Origin of the sequence: Xanthomonas maliensis (assembly GCF_009192945.1) — a bacterium.
In the GTDB taxonomy this organism is placed as follows: Bacteria; Pseudomonadota; Gammaproteobacteria; order Xanthomonadales; family Xanthomonadaceae; genus Xanthomonas; species Xanthomonas maliensis.
In genome coordinates this window covers 26,153-44,302 of sequence record NZ_NSET01000079.1, presented here as the reverse complement: position 1 = coordinate 44,302, position 18,150 = coordinate 26,153, and the positions used below count along the sequence as shown (strand labels likewise).

The following is an 18,150-nucleotide window of genomic DNA, read 5'->3' as shown; positions in this document are numbered from 1 at the left end:
GGCGGCCGTTGACTCAGCCCGGCGGATATAACGGCGGCACGACTGCCGGCGCGGGAGCGAGCGCGCTACGCCAGCGCGGTGCTTGGGCGAAGGCGTCGCGCAGCGCGGCACGCGCACCCGCGACGTCGCCCTCGCCGCCCCAGCGCGCGCGCTGCATGCGTACCACTGCGGCGCGCTGGGCCGGGTCGTCGAGCGCCGCCAGCACGCTATCGATGTCGTCCACGCCCGCCATGCCGCAGAGCGCGACGGCGACTTCGTCCAGCCCGCCGGCATCCAGTGCGCGACGCAGGTCCGCCAGGCTATGGGTGGCGCGCCGGCCGGCCGTGCCGGCGGCCGGCGGCATCACTGCCGCGCTGGGCTGCTGCCGCTGCCGCCGACGGCGCCATCCCCAGCCCAGCGTCGCCAGCCACAGCAATGCAAACACCAGCGCTGCCGCCATCCATCCCCACGGCCGCGCGGGTGGTGCCGGCGCTTGCAATTGCAATGCGGCACCTGCCGGGACTGACGCCGCACCCGCCGGAGCTGCACTCGTCGCCGGCGCGGTGGTCGTTGCAGCGAAGGCGCCACTGCCCGGCGCGACCTCCAGCGTGAGATCCGGCAACGAGGCCATGCGTGCCGCCGCGGCACCGACATCCCACCACCCCATTTGCAGACCAGGCACCACCAGGGTGCCAGCGCGGTTGGGGACCACCGAATAGCGCCGGGTTACCCGCAACTGCGGCGAACCATCGACGAAGCGTTCGTCGAATTGCGCCGGTTCGGCAAACACCTGGGCATCGGGCACGGCCGGCGTCGGCAATTCCGGGAATTGCGCCTGGGTCGCACCCCGCGCGCTGGCCTCGACCACGATCTGCGCCGCCTCGCCGGCGGTGGCGCGCTGCGGGGTGGCGGTATAGCGCAGCTGCAAACTGCGCAGCGGCAACCAAGGTTGCGGTGCATTCACCGGCTGCGCCCGCACCTGCATCGAAATGCTCGCGCTGCGCGCACTCAGCTCGCCATTGCCACGACCGAAGTAGTCGTCAAAGAAACCGCCCACGCTACGGCCGTTGAAACGGGCCGGCGGCAACACCAATGGCCCGCTGCGCTCGGGTACCAACAGGAAGCGACGCTCGACGACGTTGTAGCGTCGTCCATCGACCATCTCGGTCGAGCTGACATCGTCGCCGACGCGCTGCAGCGACGCGCCATCGGGCGCAGGCAAATCGAGCTCACCAGAGGTCAGTTGCGTGGCGTAATGCAGGCGTACCACCACGCCTACGCTCTGCTGCACGTAGGGCTGGCGATCGTCTACCAGGGTGTCGACGAAGGCTTCCTCGTTGCCCTGTGCCACGCTCGCGGCGCTACCGGAGGCGGGAGCCGCGGCAGCAGCGGCGACGGCAGCATTGACCTGCAGCGGCAGCGGCTCGGTGCGCTCGCGCCCGACCCGCACGGCCGGCACGATCAGCGCGCCACTCTTGCGCGGCGTCAGCACCACCCCAAACAGTGCGCGTGTGGTGACGCCGCCATTGCTGACCTGCATCTGCTGGCTGGCATTGGTCGCACCGAGCGCGAAATCGGCACGCAACGGTACAAAATCCGGCTGGACGCCACGCTGATCGGTCTCGACGTTCAAGGTCACCGAATCGCCCGCGTCGATGCTGTCGCGATCCAGCCACGCCCGCGTGACGGCAGCGGCAGGAACGGCGGTCACGCAGACCGCCACGCAGACCAGCATGCCCATTGCCCTGCGGCACCAATGCCTGTTGCCGATCATCGTCCTTCCCGTTGCCTGCGCTCGTACTCGAGCTTGAATTTGGCGCGCAGCAGGCTGCCTGGGTCGTCCGGCACGCGCCGGATCCATGCCTCCACCGCTTGCTGCTGCTCGCGTTGCTGCGGCGTAAGCGCGGCTTCCGCTGGCGCTTGTCCCGCCCTCTGCTTGCCGTCCTGCGTGGCGTTGGCGATGGCCTGTTGCATGCGCTGGCGCTGCGCCGCATCCGCCTGCTGCTGCGCTTGAGCGTCGGCCGCCGCTGGCGGTGGCTGCGCCTGCGATCCGGACTGTGGATCGGAAGCGGACGACTGACCACGTTGCGGTGTGGCAGACGCCGACGCATCTTGCCCGGGAGCACCCGCAGAAGGGTTCGACGTCGGCGGCGGTTGTCCTTGACCGCCGCTATTTCCCTGCTGCGCGGACGACTGGCCCTGCCCGGATTGGTTCTGACCCTGCTGGTTCTGCCCTTGCTTGCCCTGCTGGCCTTGCTGTTGACCGCCGCCCTGCTGCTTGCGCTTGCGTGCCGCCTCCACCGCCGCCCGGTTGGCGATGGCGTCCTGCATGCCGGGGTGCTGCTGCAAGGCGCGGTCGTAGGCCGCGATGGCGGCGTCGTACTGTCCCTGACGGGCCAGTGCATTGCCCAGGTTGTACAAGCCTTGATCGGTCGCGACCCCGGCAAAGGCCTGCTGCGCGGCGGCGAAGTCGCCCTTGCGATAGGCCTGCACCCCGGCTTCCAGACGTTGTTGCTGAATCTGGTCGGCGCGGCGCCACGCGGTGCCATCGGCCGCGCGCGCCGGTGCTGCCAGTGGCAACAGGCAGACCAGCACAAGCACGCTCAGATCGGCGCGGCGGCGGAAGGCCAGCAAGGCCAGGGCCATCACCGGCAGCAACAACCAATACCCATCATCCAGCCACATCTTGCCGCCTTGCACATTGGCGGCCTGGTCGCCGGTGGTCTGTCGCGCCGGATCCAGCACGCCGAGTGCACGCAGGTCGCTCCCATCGGCGCTCAGGCGGGCATAGCGACCGCCACCGCGGGCCACCAAGGCCCGCAAGCTGTCTTCGTCCAGCCGTGCCTGCGCGATCTCGCCACTGCCGGTGCGATAGGCGGCGCCACGCTCGCTGCCCACGCCCAGCGCCGACACCGTGAACCCGTGCGCGTGCGCCAGTCCGGCGGCGCCCTGCGCGGCACCATCGGCACGATCGCTGACCACCAGGATATCGCCCTGGGAGAAGCCGGCCTGCTTGAGCAACTGCACGCCCGCATCGATCGCTGTGTCGGCCCGCTTGCCGTCCACCGGCATCACCGACGGCGACAACGCATCCAGGAACAATGCGACGTTGGCCACATCCCCGGTCAGTGGAGCGACGGTGAAACTGTCGCCGGCATACGCCAACAGCGCCACATCGCCGCCAGCCCGTTGCCGCAGCAAGGTCGCCAGCTTGGCGCGCATCTGCAGCAAGCGCGATGGCGGCAGATCGGTCGCCTGGCTGCTGGAGGACAAGTCCAGGGCGATCACCAGCGGCCGGTTGGGCGTGAATACCGGCCGCTCGGCCTGGCGCCAACTGGGCCCGGCCAATGCCAGGATCGCCAGCAGATAGACCAGGCCGGCCAATGCGCAGCCGCCCCACCCGCGGCGTCCGCCGGTGACCAGCAGATGCGGCAATAGATGCGCATCGACCGTCTGCCGCCAGCCGTCGCTGGTCCGCCGGCGCAACTGCCACAGCACTGCCGCCGGCACCAGCGCCAGCAGCGCCCACAACCATTCCGGGCGCAGCAGATGCAAGGATCCCAGCGGCGTGCTCATGACGTTCATCGCCACCGCCTTGGCAGCACAAAGGCCAGCAGCGCGACCACCACCGCGGCGCCCAGCGGCCAGTAATACCGCTCTTCGCGCGGCTGCACCGATGGCCCGGCCGCCTTGACCGGCTCCAGGCGATCGAGTTCGGCGTAGATCCCGGCCAGCTCGCCGGTATCGCGGGCACGGAAGAAGCGCCCACCGGTTTGTTCGGCGATCTTGCGCAAGCCTTCCTCGTCGATATCGTCATCCCCGCCGCCCGGCAACGGCACCCCGAACAGGGCATAGCCGCCGCTGCCACCGAAGGCGATGGTGTGTACACGCACGCCTTCGGCCTTGGCCAGTTCGGCGGCCTTTTGCGGGCTGAGCACGCCAGCGGTGTTGACTCCATCGGTGAGCAGGATCACCACCCGCTGACCCTTCGGCTGTTCGCGCAGACGCTTGACCGACAACGCGATCGCATCGCCGATCGCGGTCTCCCGCCCGGCCAGGCCGACCACACTGTCGGCCAGTTGCTCGCGCACCGAGGTGAGATCGGCAGTCAGCGGCGTCAGTGCGTAGGCGCGCTGACCGAAGACCAGCAGGCCGACACGATCGCCGTCGCGACGGTCGAGGAAATCGGACAACACCGCCTTGGCGGCGGTAAGACGGTCGACCACGCTGCCGCCCAGCACCATGTCCGGCTCGCTCATGCTGCCGGACAGATCCACCGCCAACATCATCTGCCGCGCCTCGTGCGGCGGCTGTATCACCTCGCCTACTTGCTGCGGACGCGCCAGCGCCGCGCACAACAGGATCCAGCCCAGCCAGGCCAGCCAGCGCGGTGCCCGTAACGCTGGTCGGCCCTGCGCCTGGGCAATGGCGTGCAGTTGCTCACCATAGGGCACGCGCAACGCAGCGGCATCGGCACGTCGCTGCGGCCAGAACCACATCAGCAACGGCAGTGGCAACAGCCACCATGCCCATGGCCACGCGCAGTGCGACAGCGCCTCCTGCCACTGCGACCAATCCAGCCAGTTCATCGACGGCCTCGCATCAAGGCCAGGAAGCGCACACGCGCCAATTCCTGCAGCGCCTCTGGATCGGCCACCAGCGGCGCACGCTGGAAGCCACCGTCGAGCAGCACGCGCCCCGGTCCTTGCGAGAATGCCTGCCCCTTGTGTCCATCGAGGAAACGTAGCCAGTCCTCGCCCTGCAGCCGATCGGCTCGCGGATCGCAGCGCCGCGCCGCACGCCGCAGCAACCCCGACAGCACCACCAGCCGCTGCGCCACAGAACCAGCCACCGCCAGCTCGGCATCGAACAACGCCAGCCACGCCCGCTCGCGCCGATATCGCCGCCAGCGCAGATAGACCAGCAGGCCGCCCACCAGTGCCACCACCGCCAGCACACCCCACCATCCCGGTGCCAGCGGCCACCAGGACGGCGTCGGCGGCAGATGCACATCGCGCAGCGGTAGCTTGCCCGGCGCCATCGACGTCAGGCTCCAGCGCTCGTGGCGGCGCCCAACCAGGCATCGCTTGGATCGGTGGTGGACAACCGCTGCAGGCGAATGCGCCGTGCCAGCAAGGTGGCCGACAATTGTTCGAGAGGGGCGACGAACTCTGCCTGCCAGCGCGCCCGCCCGGCGGCGCTGGACAGATCGACGGTGATGCGCTCGCCACCGGCTTCGAACGCCAGGGCGCGTGGTGGTGGCGTCAGCTCCAGCGGATCCAGCAGCACGATCACCACTACCTCGTGGTGCAGCGCCAATCCCGACCAGCGCGTGGCCGAGATCCCGGCAGCACTGCGTGCATCGGCCAGCACCGTCAGCCGCGCTCCCGGCCGCAACAGGCGCGCGGCATGGTCCAGTGCGACCTCCAGTCCGGCGTCGTCGATCGGGGGCTGGGCGTACCAGCGGGTCAGGGCATCGAGCACCGGCAACACTCCGTGTTGGCCGGCACGCGGCGGCACCGGCGCCTCGCTGGCGGTCCCCCGCAACGCGCCAATACGGTCGCCTTGGCGCTGGGCCAACCAGGCGGCAACGGCGCCGACACGCGCGGCCTGCACCGACTTGTAGCGCAGCCGCGTCCCGAAATACAGCGACGGCGCCGTGTCGGCCACGATCAAACTCAGCCGCTCGCGCTCGGCCTGAAACAGCTTGGTATGTGCGCGGCCGGTGCGGGCGGTGACCCGCCAGTCGATATGCCGCGCGTCGTCGCCGGCCACGTAATCACGCGACTCGGCGTACTCCATGCCGCGCCCCCGCGTGGCGGCCGGCACCGGACCGATGATGCCGTGTCGCCCACGCCCGCGCTGGCCACGGACGTGCGCAGCGCCACGCAGCGCGACCAGTTCGGCCAGCGTGGGCCGCGTGCCGTCCCCGGAGGACAGCGCGCTGGCGGCAACAGCATTGGTGGGCTTGGCGGACATCGATCGACGGGAAGCGCTCTTGCGCGGCAGGCGCGGCCGCTCAGGGCAGCGGAATCTTGTCCAACAACTCGGCGACCAGGCGCTCGCCGTCCCAGCCTTCGGCGGTGGCCTCGTAGCTGGGCAGGACCCGGTGACGCAGCACATCCGGAGCAATCGCGCGAATATCGTCCGGGGTCACGTAATCGCGGCCGGCCAGCCAGGCGCGCGCACGCGCGCAACGCTCCAGGGCGATCGAGCCGCGCGGACTCGCGCCCCAGGCGATGCGTCGCGCCAGCGTCGCGTCGTAGCGCTGCGCATCGCGCGAGGCCAGCACGATCTCGACCAAGTAGCGCTCCAGCTGCGGCACCAGGTGGATATCCAGCACCGCCCGACGCGCCGCGAAGACGTCTTCCAGCGGAATGCGCTCCAGCGGCGGTGCTTGCACCTGCTGAGATTGCCGGGCGGCATCGCGTGCCAGCCGCAGGATCTCGGTCTCGGCCTCGGCTTGCGGATAGCCGATCCGCACATGCATCAAAAAGCGATCCAGCTGCGCCTCCGGCAGCGGAAACGTCCCCTCCTGCTCGATCGGGTTTTGCGTAGCCATCACCAGGAACAGCGGAGGCAACGCATAGGTGTGCCGCCCCACCGTCACCTGACGCTCGCCCATCGCCTCCAACAATGCCGACTGCACCTTCGCCGGTGCGCGGTTGATCTCGTCGGCAAGCAGGATCGGATGGAAGATCGGCCCCGGCATGAATTCAAAGCGTCCTTCCTGCGGACGCCAGATCTCGGTCCCGGTCAGGTCGGCTGGCAACAAGTCCGGCGTGAACTGCACCCGCGCGAAGTCCGCTTCCAGATGCGAGGCCAGGGCACGGATGGCGGTCGTCTTGGCCAGGCCCGGCGCGCCTTCGACCAGCAGATGGCCATCGGCCAACAAGGCGATCAGCAGGCGCTCGACCAACGCTGCCTGGCCGACGATGCGTTCGCTCAACGCTGTGCGCAATTGGGTGAATTGACGATGCAACCGGTCCTCGGCGGGCACGGCAGCGGCTTCGGGGGGGAGGAGCGGCGGCGCGTTCATAGGCTCAGTGTGACCGATCCGGGCGCGATTGGTTCACTGCCTGGCGGTCTACTGTTCAGTGAGTGAACTGCGTCGCGTTCGCGGACGATCGCCAGCAGCGAGGCCTGACGGACTGACCTTCTCACGGGCGCTTCGACGCGGCCGTCTCGGGCAATCCGCAAGTGGGAGGTCGCCGGACTTGCGCGACGGCGGGGACCTGGCTGCGACCACTGTGCCACGACGCAGCGCGTTGGCCGCGATCGGCGCGATGGCGCACAAGCTGCGTGGCGCGGCCGCACCCCAGCGCCACTGGTTTCCGCCGACGCGGTAGCGAACCAAGGGCAGCCATGCAGACCGTTGGAGCATAGGCCGCGCCGTTGCCAGGCGATGCGCGCCTCCGCCGCGTCAGTGCGACACCCAACGCCGCATCCTGGAACAGCATGGCTTGGAGGGCGATGCATCCGGCCTGCGAGCAGGACAGCCCTCATTGTCTGGCCTATCGCCGCCTCGTTTGCACGCCGTGCGTAAACCGCAGCTCCCGCTTGCGTTCGCTGGCCATCGAAAAACGGATTGCCGGCTCGGACGCGCAACAAAGAAAAGGCCGCGTGAGCGGCCTTTTCTGCAAAACGATCAGTGCACGAGATCAGTGCGCCGAACTGGCCACGCGCAACACCTTCGGCGTCACGAAGACCAGCAACTCAGCCTTCTCCTTGCTGCGCCCACGCTTCTTGAACAGATTGCCCAGGAAGGGGATGTCGCCCAGGAAGGGAACCTTGGAGACGCTTTCGCGATCGGTGAATTCGTAGACACCACCGATCACCACTGTCTCGCCATCGCCAACCAGTACCGCGGTATTGATTTCGCGGCGGTTGATTTCGGGGACGGTACCGTACAACGGCAGATTGATGAAGCGCGCGACCTCGTCCTTCTTGACATTCATGTTCAAGAAAACCCGATTGTCGTTGGTAATGGTCGGCGTGACCTTCAATTCGAGCAGGACTTCCTTGAACTGCACGTTGGCTTGCGAACCACCGCCCGCGCCGCTGCCACTGATGGTGACGTAGCCGATCTCGCGACCCTGCTTGATCACACCTTCGCGCTGGTTGGCGGTGACGATGCGGGGATTGGACACCACTTCGCCACGCCCTTCTTCCTGCATCGCAGACAGTTCGATATCGAGGTTGAAGTGGGAGCCAAGAAGCGTATAGGCCAGACCCGCAGCCCGACTCGTCGTGAATCCACTCGCCCCCAGATCGACGTTCAAGCCGGACGGGTACAGGAATTGCGGAATGGTGTTGCTGGTTCCGGGCGTGGTTGCCGTCGCGGTATTGGCCAGTTCGTTGGCACGCTGCGCCGACGTATTCTGGTAGTTCACGTTGCTGTCCAGCGAACCGCTCAAAATTCCACGGCCGGTCGCCCCCGAAATACCGAAACGTGCGCCGAGGTCGCGCGCAAAGGTGTCGGTCGCGATGACGATGCGGCTTTCGATCAGCACCTGGTCGACCGGACGATCGATATGCGAGATCAACTCGCGCATCTGCGCGACCTTCTTCGGGATATCGCTGATCATCAAGGTGTTGGTGCGCTCGTCGGCGACCAGACGACCACGCGGCGACAGGAAGCCGTTGTCGTTCTGTCCAGCACCGCCCGGACCACCACCGCCTTGTCCACCAATACCCTTGGCTTCGGTCAGCGCCTTGAAGATCGCCGACGCCGTGTGGTAGTTGATCTGGACGTAATCGGTGATCAGGTCCTCGCGATTCTCGATCGCAATGCGGGCGTCTTCCTTGTCCTGCTCGAACTTGGCCAGCTCCGGCTGCGGCGCGACCCACACCACGCCGCCGTCGCGCCGCTTGTCCAGGCCCTTGGCGCGCAGCACGATGTCCAGCGCCTGGTCCCACGGCACGTTCATCAGTCGCAGGGTGACGTTGCCCTGCACAGTGTCGGAAGCGACGATATTGAGGTTGGACTCCTCGGCGATCAGCTGCAGCACCGTGCGCACCGGCACGTCCTGGAAGTTGAACGTCACCGGGCGACCGCTATAACCGCGGGCGGCGATCTGCGCAGCAGCCTGGGTCACGGCGGCAGGCGTGACGCCCCCCATGGCCGGTTGACCCTTGCGCGGGGTGATTTCCACGACGTACTCGTTGCCAGTCTGGTAGGCCAGCGACTCGAACGGTCCCTTGGTCGACAGCACCAGCTGCGCGCCGCCGCCGGACGGCTTGGCGTCCACACGCTGCACCGGCGTGGCGAAATCGGTCACGTTGAGCGGACGCTGCAGGTCGGCCGGTAGCTTGGCGTTGCTGATGTCCACCACGACGTTGTCGCCCTGGGTCCGCAGGTCGGGGCTGGCGCCCTGACCGTCGAACTGCAGAATCAGGCGACCAGCGCCGTCATCGCCGCGCTTGAAGTCGATCTTGGACACCGCCAGGCTGGCCGGAACCGACTTGGCCGGATCCTGCCCGGCGGTCTGTGCCACGGCGGCGGCGGCAAACGAACTGCCGCTTGCCAGTGCCAGCGCGAACCCCAGCGCGCAAGCCCGGAGGATCGCGTGGCGCCGAACCGGACGCGGACGCTGGGCATTGGAAAAAGTCATCGTGCTATCCCCTATCACTCTTATTGATCATCCAGCGACAGCGCGGCCGGCCGTTCCAGCCATCCGCCTGCACCGTCCGGCACAAGTTCAATCAGCTCGATGCGGTCTTCGTAGACCCCGGTCACCCGGCCATCGCTCTGCCCCAGATACATCCCCGGACGGACCCGGTAAGTCACCTTGTCAGGCGCCATCACCAGAGCAACCAATCCCGACCCGCCACCGATGGTCCCCACCATGTCGAGTGCGTCGAGCGGATAGGCCTCCAAGGGCTCCTTGCGCCGGTTCGGATCCGGCCGCGTGCCGTTACCGCCTTCGGCGACGGCCCAGGCATCGGTGAACGGATCGCGCAGCGATTGCGCCGCATATTCGAAGGTCTCGAATTGCTGCATGACCGGCAGCGGCTCCAGCGGCGGAGCCGGCCGTGCACGCACCTCGGCCACCCAGGCCTGCAGGTTCGGCGCATCGCCCGGCGTGCTGGTCACGCTGCGACCGCAGGCCGGCAGCAGCGCCACCAGGGCGATGCAGGACAGCAGTTTGATCAGTTTCGTACTCATTGGCCGGCCTTCTTTGCAGCGGCGGCTGCCTTTTCCTGCTCGGCCATTTCCTCATCGTCCAGATAACGGTAGGTCTTGACGGTACCGGACAGCTCCAGCGCGCCGCGCTGGGTGATGCCGGCCTTCGGGTCCCTGGGCTTCAGGTTGATGTCGTGCATGGTCAGGATCACCACGCGCGGCAGCGAGGCCACACCGCTGACGAAGGCACCGAACTGGTGGTAGCTGCCCACCATGCGCAGGGCGATCGGCTTTTCGGCGTAGAACTCCTTGGGCGACTCCGGACCGGGCTGGAACAACTCGTTGGACAGCCCGCTGGACAGTGCCGTCTGCGAGATGTCGATGATCAGATCCGGCATTTCGGTCTTGCTGGGCAACTGCCGCAGCATCTGCTGCAGCACCTGCTCCATCTGCGCCAATTGCTGCTTGAGCGGTTCCAGATTCGCGGCTCGTCCCTGCTGGGTCTCGAACTCGCTACGCAACTGGGACTCGGTGCTTTCCAGCCCTTCCAGTTCGTCGCGCTTGCCGCTGATCAGCAGGAACCACGCCAGCACCATGATGAACAGACTGACGATGATGCAGAACACGATCCGCGCCTGCTGCGGCCAGCCGCCGATGTTGTTGAAATCCAGATCGCTGAGTTTGAACGATTTCTTGCTCATGACGCCGCCCCCTCCTGCGGCCGAGTGGCGGGCGCGGGCGCCGGGTTGGACGCCGGTGCGGTCGGACTCGCCGCTGGTGCTGCCGCTGGTGCCGCCGGATTCGCCGGAGCCGCCGCTGGCTGTGCTGCCGGTGCCGGTGCCGGTGCGCCCGGCGCTGCCGCCGGTGCCTGGCCGCCAGCGGCCGCCGCCTGCTTGTCTGCCTGGTTCGGATTGGCCAGCCGGACCTTCAGCGTGAACACATAGGGCAGTGCCTTGTTGCCTGCCAATTGCGATGCAGGCTGTCCGGCCTTGTCCTGCGCCTTGGCTTCGATGATCGACAGGTCCGGATTGGTCATCCAGCCCGAGCCTTCGAGGTTGCGCATGTAGGTACTGACGCGCGCGTTGGATTGCGAACGACCTTCAAGCGTGAGGATGTCGCCGTCCTGCTTGACGTTGGTCAACACCACGCCATCGGGGATGGTGCGCACCAGCGAGTCGAACAGATGCACCATCTGCGAACGGTTGGCCTGCAGTTCCTCGATGACCTTCTTGCGCGCCAGCAGGCGGTCCTTCTTCTTGTCGAGTTCCTTGATCTCTTCGTTCTGCGCCTTGACCTTGTCGATCTCGGCGGTCAGGAAGGCGTTGCGCTCGTTCTGCCCGCTGATCTGGGCGTCGTAGTAGAACCAGATCAACGCCGACAACAGCAGCCCGCCCAGCGCGGCGAAGCCGAGCATCGAATAGAACTCGCGCTCACGGGCCTTGCGGCGCTCGGCGCGCCAGGGCAATAGGTTGATTCTTGCCATCAGTCAAAGCTCCTCAGGGCCAGGCCGGTGGCGATCATCAACGCGGGAGCATCCTGCGCCAGGGCATGGGCCTGAACCTTGGGCCCCAATGTCATCTGCGCCAGCGGGTTCGCCAGCACGGTGGTCACCCCCAACTGCTCCTCGACCATTTCCGGCAGTCGCGGCAGCGCCGCGCAGCCGCCGGCCAGCACGATGCAGTCGACCCGATTGAATTCGCTGCCCGCATAGAAGAACTGCAACAGGCGGCTGATCTGCTGCACCGTGGCTTCCTTGAACGGCTCCAGCACCTCGACCTCATAGCTTTCGGGAAGGCCGCCCTGACGCTTGGCCAAGCCGGCTTCCTCGTAGGTCAGTCCGTAGCGGCGCATCACCTCATCGGTGAGCTGCTTGCCGCCGAAGACCTGCTCGCGGCTGTAGAGACTGCGACCGGAGCGCAACACGCTCAGCGTGGTCATGGTGGCGCCGATGTCCACCAATGCCACCACCGCATCGGCGGCGACCGGCAGCTCGCTGGCGACCAGCGCGAAGGCGTTTTCGACCGCAAAGGCCTCCACGTCCATCACCTTGGCGGTCAGCCCACCGAGCTCCAGCGCCGATTGGCGCAGCTCGACGTTCTCCGAACGCGAGGCCGCCAACAGCACCTGGACCATGTCCGGGCTATTGGGCAGCGGGCCCAGCACCTCGAAATCGAGGTTCACTTCCTCGATCGGATAGGGGATGTAGTTGGTCGCCTCGAGTTCGACCTGGGCTTCCATGTCGTTCTCGTCCAGGTCGGCCGGCATCGGGATCAGCTTGGTGATGACCGCCGACCCGGCCACGGCCGCGGCCGCGTTCTTGGCCTTGCTGCCGGAACGGTTGATCGCCCGACGAATCGCTTCGCCGACCGCTTCGACCTCGACGATGTTCTTTTCGACCACCGCATTCGGCGGCAACGGTTCCACAGCGTAGTGTTCCACGCGGAAACGATTGCCGCTACGGGAAAGCTGCAACAGCTTGACCGCAGTAGAACTGATGTCGACACCGATCAGTGACGACTGACTCTTGGGTAAAAGCCCCACGGAAACTCCCCTGCCGACGGGCACTTGGACGCGACTACTGCGTCCTCGCATTAATAATCAAATTTTAACAGTTGACAACCCCTTCACGCACGCGGCAATGGCCTCATGACGTGACCCCAGTGGTGTCCCCTGTGCTCCCCATGAGTACGGCCCCAGCCGAACTCGGCGTCATCTATACTCTGTGACCAAGAAATCTGCAATCGGAATCTCTCTTACATGCCTCGTATTCGCCGTTGGCTGGGCTGGATCCTGGCCACGCTCGTTGTGCTCGCCCTGCTTGGTGCCATCGCTGCCGGCGGGTTGTACTACGCCGTTTCCTCCAAGCTGCCAGACGTGCAGTCGCTCAAGCAGGTGGAACTGCAGGAGCCGATGTACGTCTACGCCAGCGACGGCCGCCTGATGGCCGTCTACGGCGAGACCCGGCGCTACCCGGTGCAGATGAAGGACGTCCCCGCACGTCTCAAACAAGCCTTCCTGGCCACTGAGGATGCACGCTTCTACGAGCATGGCGGGGTGGACTACAAGGGCATCGCCCGCGCAGTCTGGTTGCTGGCCACCACCGACGCCAAACGCGTCCCCGGCGGCTCGACCATCACCCAGCAGGTCGCCCGCCAGTTCTTCCTCAGTTCCGAATACAGTTACACCCGCAAGCTGGCCGAGATCCTGCTGGCACGCAAGATCGAGAGCGAGCTGAGCAAGGACGAAATCTTCGAGCTTTACCTCAATAAAAGTTTCTTCGGCAATCGCGCCTATGGCGTGGCCGCGGCCGCCGAATACTATTACGGCAAAAAGTTGAACGAATTGAGCCTGGACGAGATGGCTTCTTTGTCCGGCATCCCCAAGTTCCCCTCCAGCGGCAATCCGATCAGCAATCCCGAGCGGGCCCGCGAGCGGCGTGACTACTATGTCCTGCAACGCATGGCCGACCTGGGCTTCATCAGCCAGGCCGAGGCCGACGCGGCCAAGGCGGTGCCCATGCACGCCAAGCCGCACGAGCCACCGGTGGAGGTGTACGCCCCCTATGTGGCCGAGCTGGTCCGGCAGGAAATGATCGCCAAGTACGGGGGCGACGTGCTCAACAAGGGCTACCACGTCACCACCACCATCGATGCCACCCTACAGACCGGCGCCGATGCGGCCATCAACGAAGGCCTGCGATTGTACGACCACCGCCACGGCTGGCATGGCGTGGAACAACACTTCGAGGTCGGCGCCGACGACGATGCCGCCGCACTGGCCAAACACCTGCGCGGTGCCTTCAGCCAGGGCGGGATGCGGCCGGTGATCGTGGCGCGCAGCAACCCGGACGGCGGTGTCACCGTGGTGCAGGCCGACAAGACCGAGCTCACGTTGTCCGCCAGCGCCAGCCGCTGGACCAACAAGACTCCAGCAAAGCTGCTGACCCGGGGCGACCTGGTGCGTATCCGCCCCGGCGAAAAGGATGGCGAGTGGCTGATCGATCAGTTGCCGCAGGGCCAGGCGGCGCTGGTCTCGCTGGATGCCAACAGCGGTGCCTTGCGGGCGATGGTCGGCGGCTTCAGCTTCGCCGGCAACAAGTTCAACCGCGCGACCCAGGCGCGCCGCCAACCGGGCTCCAGCTTCAAGCCCTTCGTCTATGCCGCCGCCTTCGAGAAGGGGTTCAATCCCGCCTCGATCGTGCTCGATGCTCCAGTGGTGTTCCGCGACCGCCGGGGCAAGACCTGGTCGCCACAGAACGATGGCGGCGGCTTCCGCGGTCCGATGCGGCTGCGCGAAGCGCTGGTGCAATCGCGCAACCTGGTGTCCGTGCGCCTGCTCGACGCCATCGGCGTGGACTTCGCCCGCAAGTACATTAGCCAGTTCGGCTTCCAGGAGGCCGAGCTGCCGCCCAATCTGTCGATGTCGCTGGGAACCGCCTCGCTGACCCCGCTGTCGGTTGCGCGCGGCTACGCGGTGTTCGCCAACGGCGGCTCGCGGGTGGATACCTGGATCATCGACGAGGTCAAGGATCGCGACGGCAAGATCCTGTTCAAGGAAGTGCCGGCGGTCGCCTGCCGGACCTGCGCCTTGCAGGGTGGCAACGTGGCGCCGGTGAGCCAAGTCGTCGACGGCTTCAATTTCGGCGCGCCGGCCCCGGCCAAGCCCGCCGAGGCGCCTGCGGGCGCGGCACCGGCCGCGACGGCGGCTGCACCGGCGGATCCCGCCCAGACCAAGATCGCGCCGCGCGCCATCGATGAGCGCACGGCCTATCAGCTGGTCTCGATGATGCGCGACGTGGTCCAGCGCGGTACCGGCACCGCGGCCAAGGTGTTGGGCCGCGAGGACGTCGGCGGCAAGACCGGCTCCACCAACGACCACCGCGACGCCTGGTTCTCAGGCTTCGGCGGCCCCTACGTCACGACCGTGTGGGTCGGGCGCGACGACTTCCGCTCGCTCGGCTATCGCGAGTATGGCGGCAAGGCGGCGCTGCCGATCTGGATCGACTACATGCGCGTTGCGCTGAAGGACAAGCCGATCGCCACCAACGATCCACCGGACGGCATGACCCAGGCCACCCTCAATGGCGCGGTGGAATGGGTCAAGAACGAGGACCTCGATCGTCTGCAGGATTACGACTACGGCCTGCAGGAGCAGCAGGACGAGAAGGCATTCGATATCTTCTAGCCACTGGACCGGGTCATCGGGAGTCTGGGCAGCCTGGCTGCCCAGACTCCCGACTGCTTTGCGACACGAATGCGTCGAGTCGCGTTCGGCCCGAAATCGATCTGTTGGGGCGGGCAGCATCCCGAGCCGATACGCCGCCTCATCCCTGCTCTCGCCCAGACGCCCCTCCATGTGCATCCGGGTGGCGCTCGCCTCGCAAGCCGTCGTATCGATGAGGCCAGCCATCGCGCCGTGTGATCGCGCTGCCGAGAAACGCTCGATGCTTCGCCATGTCTTCATGTGGCTGTTGTAGAGTCGAGGCCAGGTTCATCAGGGGAGCCCGGTCATGCATCACGCACGCCAACACGCCGATACGCGCACCCGGGAACGCCGGCATCGCCTCGCCCACGAGGCCGCACGCTTGATGGCCGAAGGCGGCATCCGCGACTTTCATCAAGCCAAGCTCAAGGCTGCCAGCCGACTGGGCATCCATGATGACGCCTCGTTGCCGCGCAACCGCGAAATCGAGGACGCCTTGCGCGAGTACCAGCGACTGTTCGCCGGGCCCGACCATCTCGCCCAACTGCGTCAACGACGCGAAGCGGCGCTGCGCGCGCTGGATTTCCTCAATCCTTTTCAGCCACGCCTGACCGGCGCCGTGCTTGAGGGGACCGCCGATGCCAACGCGCCGGTCCACCTGCACCTGCACAGCGACGACGCCGATGCGGTACAGCGTTTCCTGGAAGAGCACGGCATCCCGGCCGAATCGCGGATGCGGCGACTTCGGCTGGATCGCGATCGCAGCGGGGATTTCCCGGTCTGGCTGTTCAGCGCCGAAGAACTCAGTTTCGATCTCACAGTGCTGCCGTACGATGCGCTGCGCCAGGCGCCGCTGTCGCCGGTGGACGAACGACCGATGGCGCGCGCGTCGGCCGCGCAACTACGGCAGCTGTTGGTCGACGATGAGATCCACGGCTATCTGCAACGCTGAGGCGCGTTTGCGGCCGGTAATCAAAAACGCCCCGCTAGGCGGGGCGTTTCTGCAAGCCGACGGCGGTGCGGCTCAGCGCTTGCCGGCATCCTTGTAATCGCGCTTGTCGTAGCCGGTGTAGATCTGGCGCGGACGGCCGATCTTCATTTCCGGGTCGACCTGCTGCTCCAGCCAGTGCGACACCCAGCCGGCGGTACGGGCGATGGCGAACATGACGGTGAACATCTCCACCGGGATGTTGAGCGCCTTGTAGATGATGCCCGAGTAGAAGTCGACGTTGGGGTAGAGCTTGCGCTGCACGAAGTAGTCGTCCTTCAGCGCAGCCTCTTCCAGCTTCAACGCCACTTCCAGCAGCGGATCGTTGACGCCCAGCTCGCCCAGCACCTTGTGGGTCATCTCGCGGATGATCTTGGCGCGCGGGTCGAAGTTCTTGTAGACGCGGTGACCGAAGCCCATCAGGCGGAACGAGGAGTTCTTGTCCTTGGCCTTGGCCACGGCCGACTCGACGTTGTCGGCGGTGCCGATTTCCTCGAGCATCTTCAGCACCGCTTCGTTGGCGCCGCCATGTGCCGGGCCCCACAACGCGGTGATGCCGGCGGCAACGGACGCATACGGATTGGCGCCGGTCGAACCGACCAGACGCACGGTCGAGGTCGAGGCGTTCTGCTCGTGGTCTGCGTGCAGGATGAACAGCAAGTCCAGCGCCTTGGCCACCACCGGATTCATCTCCAGCGGCTCGCTCGGCACCTCGAACATCATGTGCAGGAAGCGATCGACGTAGTTGAGGTTGTTGCGCGGATAGCGGATCGGCCAGCCGATCGAGTAGCGGTACGCGGCTGCAGCCAGCGTCGGCACCTTGGCGATAAGACGGATCGCGGCCTGGCGGCGCTGCTCCGGATCGTTGAGGTCCAGGGTGTCGTGGTAGAACGCCGACAGCGAGGCGACCGAGCCGGCCAGCATGGCCATCGGATGTGCATCGTGACGGAAGCCGCCAAGGAAGTTCTTCAGCGACTCATGCATCATCGTGTGATGCGTGACCTCGTGGTCGAACTTGCTGAATTCGTCCTGCGTCGGCAATTCGCCGTTCATCAGCAGGTAGGCCACTTCCAGGAAGCTGGACTTTTCCGCCAGTTGCTCGATCGGGTAACCGCGATACAACAGCACGCCGTTGTCGCCATCGATATAGGTGATGGCCGACTTGCAGCTGGCAGTGGCGGTGAAGCCCGAGTCGTAGGTAAAGAGACCGGTTTCCTTGGTCAGCTTGGAAATGTCGACGCAGTCATTGCCCAACGTGGGCTTAAGAACCGGCAGAACGACCGACTTGTCGCCGGCGTTGAGCGTGACCTGATCAAGATCGGACACTGTGTACGCTCCTTCAGTGGAAGGCGCCCGCCCATGACAAGCAGGCACGTGATGGAAGTCCAGGGGGTCGCCCGGGATTTCTCCATTATCGCACAGCAGCATTTTGCCCGTCGCTTGGACGGAAGTCGTAGACGATGGCGCCCGACACGAACCAGTGCGATCAGCGCACCGTCGAAACGACAACGGCCGCGCAGTGCGCGGCCGTTGTCGGTACAGCCCGTCCTACAAGATCAGCGCGCGTAGCGCTTCTGGAACTTGTCGATCCGGCCGCCGGTGTCGATCACCTTGTGCTTGCCGGTGTAGTGCGGGTGCGAGGCGGACGAGATTTCCACCTTGATGACCGGATACTCCTGGCCATCTTCCCACTTCACGGTCTCTTTCGAGCTCATGGTGGAACGGGTCAGGAACTTGAAATCGGAGGTCACGTCGTGGAAAACGACGTTGTTGTAGCTGGGATGGGTATTCTCTTTCATGGCTTTCGGCGCCGGGCTGCCTGGATAAGCAGGGAATTATAGCCCCCCTACCGATC

Annotated in this window: 15 protein-coding genes; 2 read left to right on the top strand and 13 right to left on the bottom strand. The window is 66.2% G+C overall.

What is annotated here, in order from left to right; genetic code table 11:
- Positions 1–13: 13 nt before the first annotated feature.
- The 11 genes from CKY51_RS20770 to CKY51_RS20720 form a co-directional block, all read right to left on the bottom strand.
- The gene (locus tag CKY51_RS20770; RefSeq protein ID WP_152249842.1) at positions 14–1,753 is read right to left on the bottom strand and encodes a BatD family protein; all 1,740 of its coding nucleotides are present in this window, start codon (positions 1,751–1,753) and stop codon (positions 14–16) included.
- On the bottom strand, positions 1,750–3,564 hold the full coding sequence (locus CKY51_RS20765; protein WP_022973516.1) for a VWA domain-containing protein: 1,815 nt from the start codon (positions 3,562–3,564) through the stop codon (positions 1,750–1,752). Before CKY51_RS20765 ends, CKY51_RS20770 begins: the two co-directional genes overlap by 4 nt.
- Positions 3,561–4,568, bottom strand: coding sequence for a vWA domain-containing protein (locus CKY51_RS20760; protein ID WP_022973517.1), 1,008 nt, complete (start codon positions 4,566–4,568; stop codon positions 3,561–3,563). The genes CKY51_RS20765 and CKY51_RS20760 overlap by 4 nt, the downstream gene beginning before the upstream one ends.
- Positions 4,565–5,020, bottom strand: coding sequence for a DUF4381 domain-containing protein (locus CKY51_RS20755; protein ID WP_022973518.1), 456 nt, complete (start codon positions 5,018–5,020; stop codon positions 4,565–4,567). Before CKY51_RS20755 ends, CKY51_RS20760 begins: the two co-directional genes overlap by 4 nt.
- 5 nt (positions 5,021–5,025) lie before the next feature.
- Positions 5,026–5,958, bottom strand: a complete 933-nt coding sequence (locus CKY51_RS20750; RefSeq protein WP_022973519.1) for a DUF58 domain-containing protein — start codon at positions 5,956–5,958, stop codon at positions 5,026–5,028.
- Positions 5,959–5,998: 40 nt separating this feature from the next.
- Entirely contained in the window at positions 5,999–7,018 is a 1,020-nt protein-coding gene (locus CKY51_RS20745) for an AAA family ATPase (protein ID WP_022973520.1), read from the bottom strand.
- A gap of 622 nt (positions 7,019–7,640) precedes the next feature.
- Positions 7,641–9,593 (bottom strand): type IV pilus secretin PilQ, encoded by a 1,953-nt coding sequence (locus CKY51_RS20740; RefSeq protein WP_152249840.1) that lies wholly within the window; start codon positions 9,591–9,593, stop codon positions 7,641–7,643.
- Positions 9,594–9,613: 20 nt separating this feature from the next.
- A complete protein-coding gene (locus CKY51_RS20735; protein ID WP_022973523.1) occupies positions 9,614–10,147 on the bottom strand; it encodes a pilus assembly protein PilP in 534 nt (177 codons plus the stop codon).
- Positions 10,144–10,806: a type IV pilus inner membrane component PilO gene (locus CKY51_RS20730; RefSeq protein ID WP_031340407.1), complete on the bottom strand. Its 663-nt coding sequence runs from the start codon at positions 10,804–10,806 to the stop codon at positions 10,144–10,146. Before CKY51_RS20730 ends, CKY51_RS20735 begins: the two co-directional genes overlap by 4 nt.
- Positions 10,803–11,588 carry a PilN domain-containing protein gene (locus CKY51_RS20725; RefSeq protein WP_152249838.1) on the bottom strand — a complete coding sequence of 262 codons (786 nt, stop codon included), beginning with the start codon at positions 11,586–11,588 and terminating at the stop codon, positions 10,803–10,805. The genes CKY51_RS20730 and CKY51_RS20725 overlap by 4 nt, the downstream gene beginning before the upstream one ends.
- Positions 11,588–12,646, bottom strand: a complete 1,059-nt coding sequence (locus tag CKY51_RS20720; protein WP_152249836.1) for a pilus assembly protein PilM — start codon at positions 12,644–12,646, stop codon at positions 11,588–11,590. Before CKY51_RS20720 ends, CKY51_RS20725 begins: the two co-directional genes overlap by 1 nt.
- Positions 12,647–12,862: 216 nt before the next feature.
- Between CKY51_RS20720 and CKY51_RS20715 the strand changes: the two genes are divergently transcribed.
- A complete protein-coding gene (locus CKY51_RS20715) occupies positions 12,863–15,289 on the top strand; it encodes a penicillin-binding protein 1A (protein ID WP_152249834.1) in 2,427 nt (808 codons plus the stop codon).
- A gap of 325 nt (positions 15,290–15,614) precedes the next feature.
- Complete coding sequence (locus tag CKY51_RS20710) at positions 15,615–16,259, top strand: hypothetical protein (protein WP_022972867.1); 645 nt, start codon at positions 15,615–15,617, stop codon at positions 16,257–16,259.
- Between the two features lie 72 nt (positions 16,260–16,331).
- On the opposite strand, the gene CKY51_RS20705 is transcribed toward CKY51_RS20710, so the two are convergent.
- Together CKY51_RS20705 and CKY51_RS20700 are read right to left on the bottom strand one after the other, a co-directional pair.
- On the bottom strand, positions 16,332–17,621 hold the full coding sequence (locus tag CKY51_RS20705) for a citrate synthase (RefSeq protein ID WP_152249832.1): 1,290 nt from the start codon (positions 17,619–17,621) through the stop codon (positions 16,332–16,334).
- A gap of 230 nt (positions 17,622–17,851) precedes the next feature.
- The gene (locus CKY51_RS20700; RefSeq protein WP_152249830.1) at positions 17,852–18,094 is read right to left on the bottom strand and encodes a type B 50S ribosomal protein L31; all 243 of its coding nucleotides are present in this window, start codon (positions 18,092–18,094) and stop codon (positions 17,852–17,854) included.
- Between the last annotated feature and the right edge of the window lie 56 nt (positions 18,095–18,150).

Excerpts from the sequence above, each read along its gene's own strand:
- CKY51_RS20715 (WP_152249834.1), top strand. The coding sequence starts at position 12,863 with ATGCCTCGTATTCGCCGTTGGCTGGGCTGGATCCTGGCCACGCTCGTT.
- CKY51_RS20700 (WP_152249830.1), bottom strand. The coding sequence starts at position 18,094 with ATGAAAGAGAATACCCATCCCAGCTACAACAACGTCGTTTTCCACGAC.
- CKY51_RS20740 (WP_152249840.1), bottom strand. The coding sequence starts at position 9,593 with ATGACTTTTTCCAATGCCCAGCGTCCGCGTCCGGTTCGGCGCCACGCG.
- CKY51_RS20755 (WP_022973518.1), bottom strand. The coding sequence starts at position 5,020 with ATGGCGCCGGGCAAGCTACCGCTGCGCGATGTGCATCTGCCGCCGACG.
- CKY51_RS20725 (WP_152249838.1), bottom strand. The coding sequence starts at position 11,588 with ATGGCAAGAATCAACCTATTGCCCTGGCGCGCCGAGCGCCGCAAGGCC.
- CKY51_RS20750 (WP_022973519.1), bottom strand. The coding sequence starts at position 5,958 with ATGTCCGCCAAGCCCACCAATGCTGTTGCCGCCAGCGCGCTGTCCTCC.
- CKY51_RS20730 (WP_031340407.1), bottom strand. The coding sequence starts at position 10,806 with ATGAGCAAGAAATCGTTCAAACTCAGCGATCTGGATTTCAACAACATC.
- CKY51_RS20765 (WP_022973516.1), bottom strand. The coding sequence starts at position 3,564 with ATGAACGTCATGAGCACGCCGCTGGGATCCTTGCATCTGCTGCGCCCG.
- CKY51_RS20710 (WP_022972867.1), top strand. The coding sequence starts at position 15,615 with ATGCATCACGCACGCCAACACGCCGATACGCGCACCCGGGAACGCCGG.
- CKY51_RS20735 (WP_022973523.1), bottom strand. The coding sequence starts at position 10,147 with ATGAGTACGAAACTGATCAAACTGCTGTCCTGCATCGCCCTGGTGGCG.
- CKY51_RS20745 (WP_022973520.1), bottom strand. The coding sequence starts at position 7,018 with ATGAACGCGCCGCCGCTCCTCCCCCCCGAAGCCGCTGCCGTGCCCGCC.
- CKY51_RS20760 (WP_022973517.1), bottom strand. The coding sequence starts at position 4,568 with ATGAACTGGCTGGATTGGTCGCAGTGGCAGGAGGCGCTGTCGCACTGC.
- CKY51_RS20770 (WP_152249842.1), bottom strand. The coding sequence starts at position 1,753 with ATGATCGGCAACAGGCATTGGTGCCGCAGGGCAATGGGCATGCTGGTC.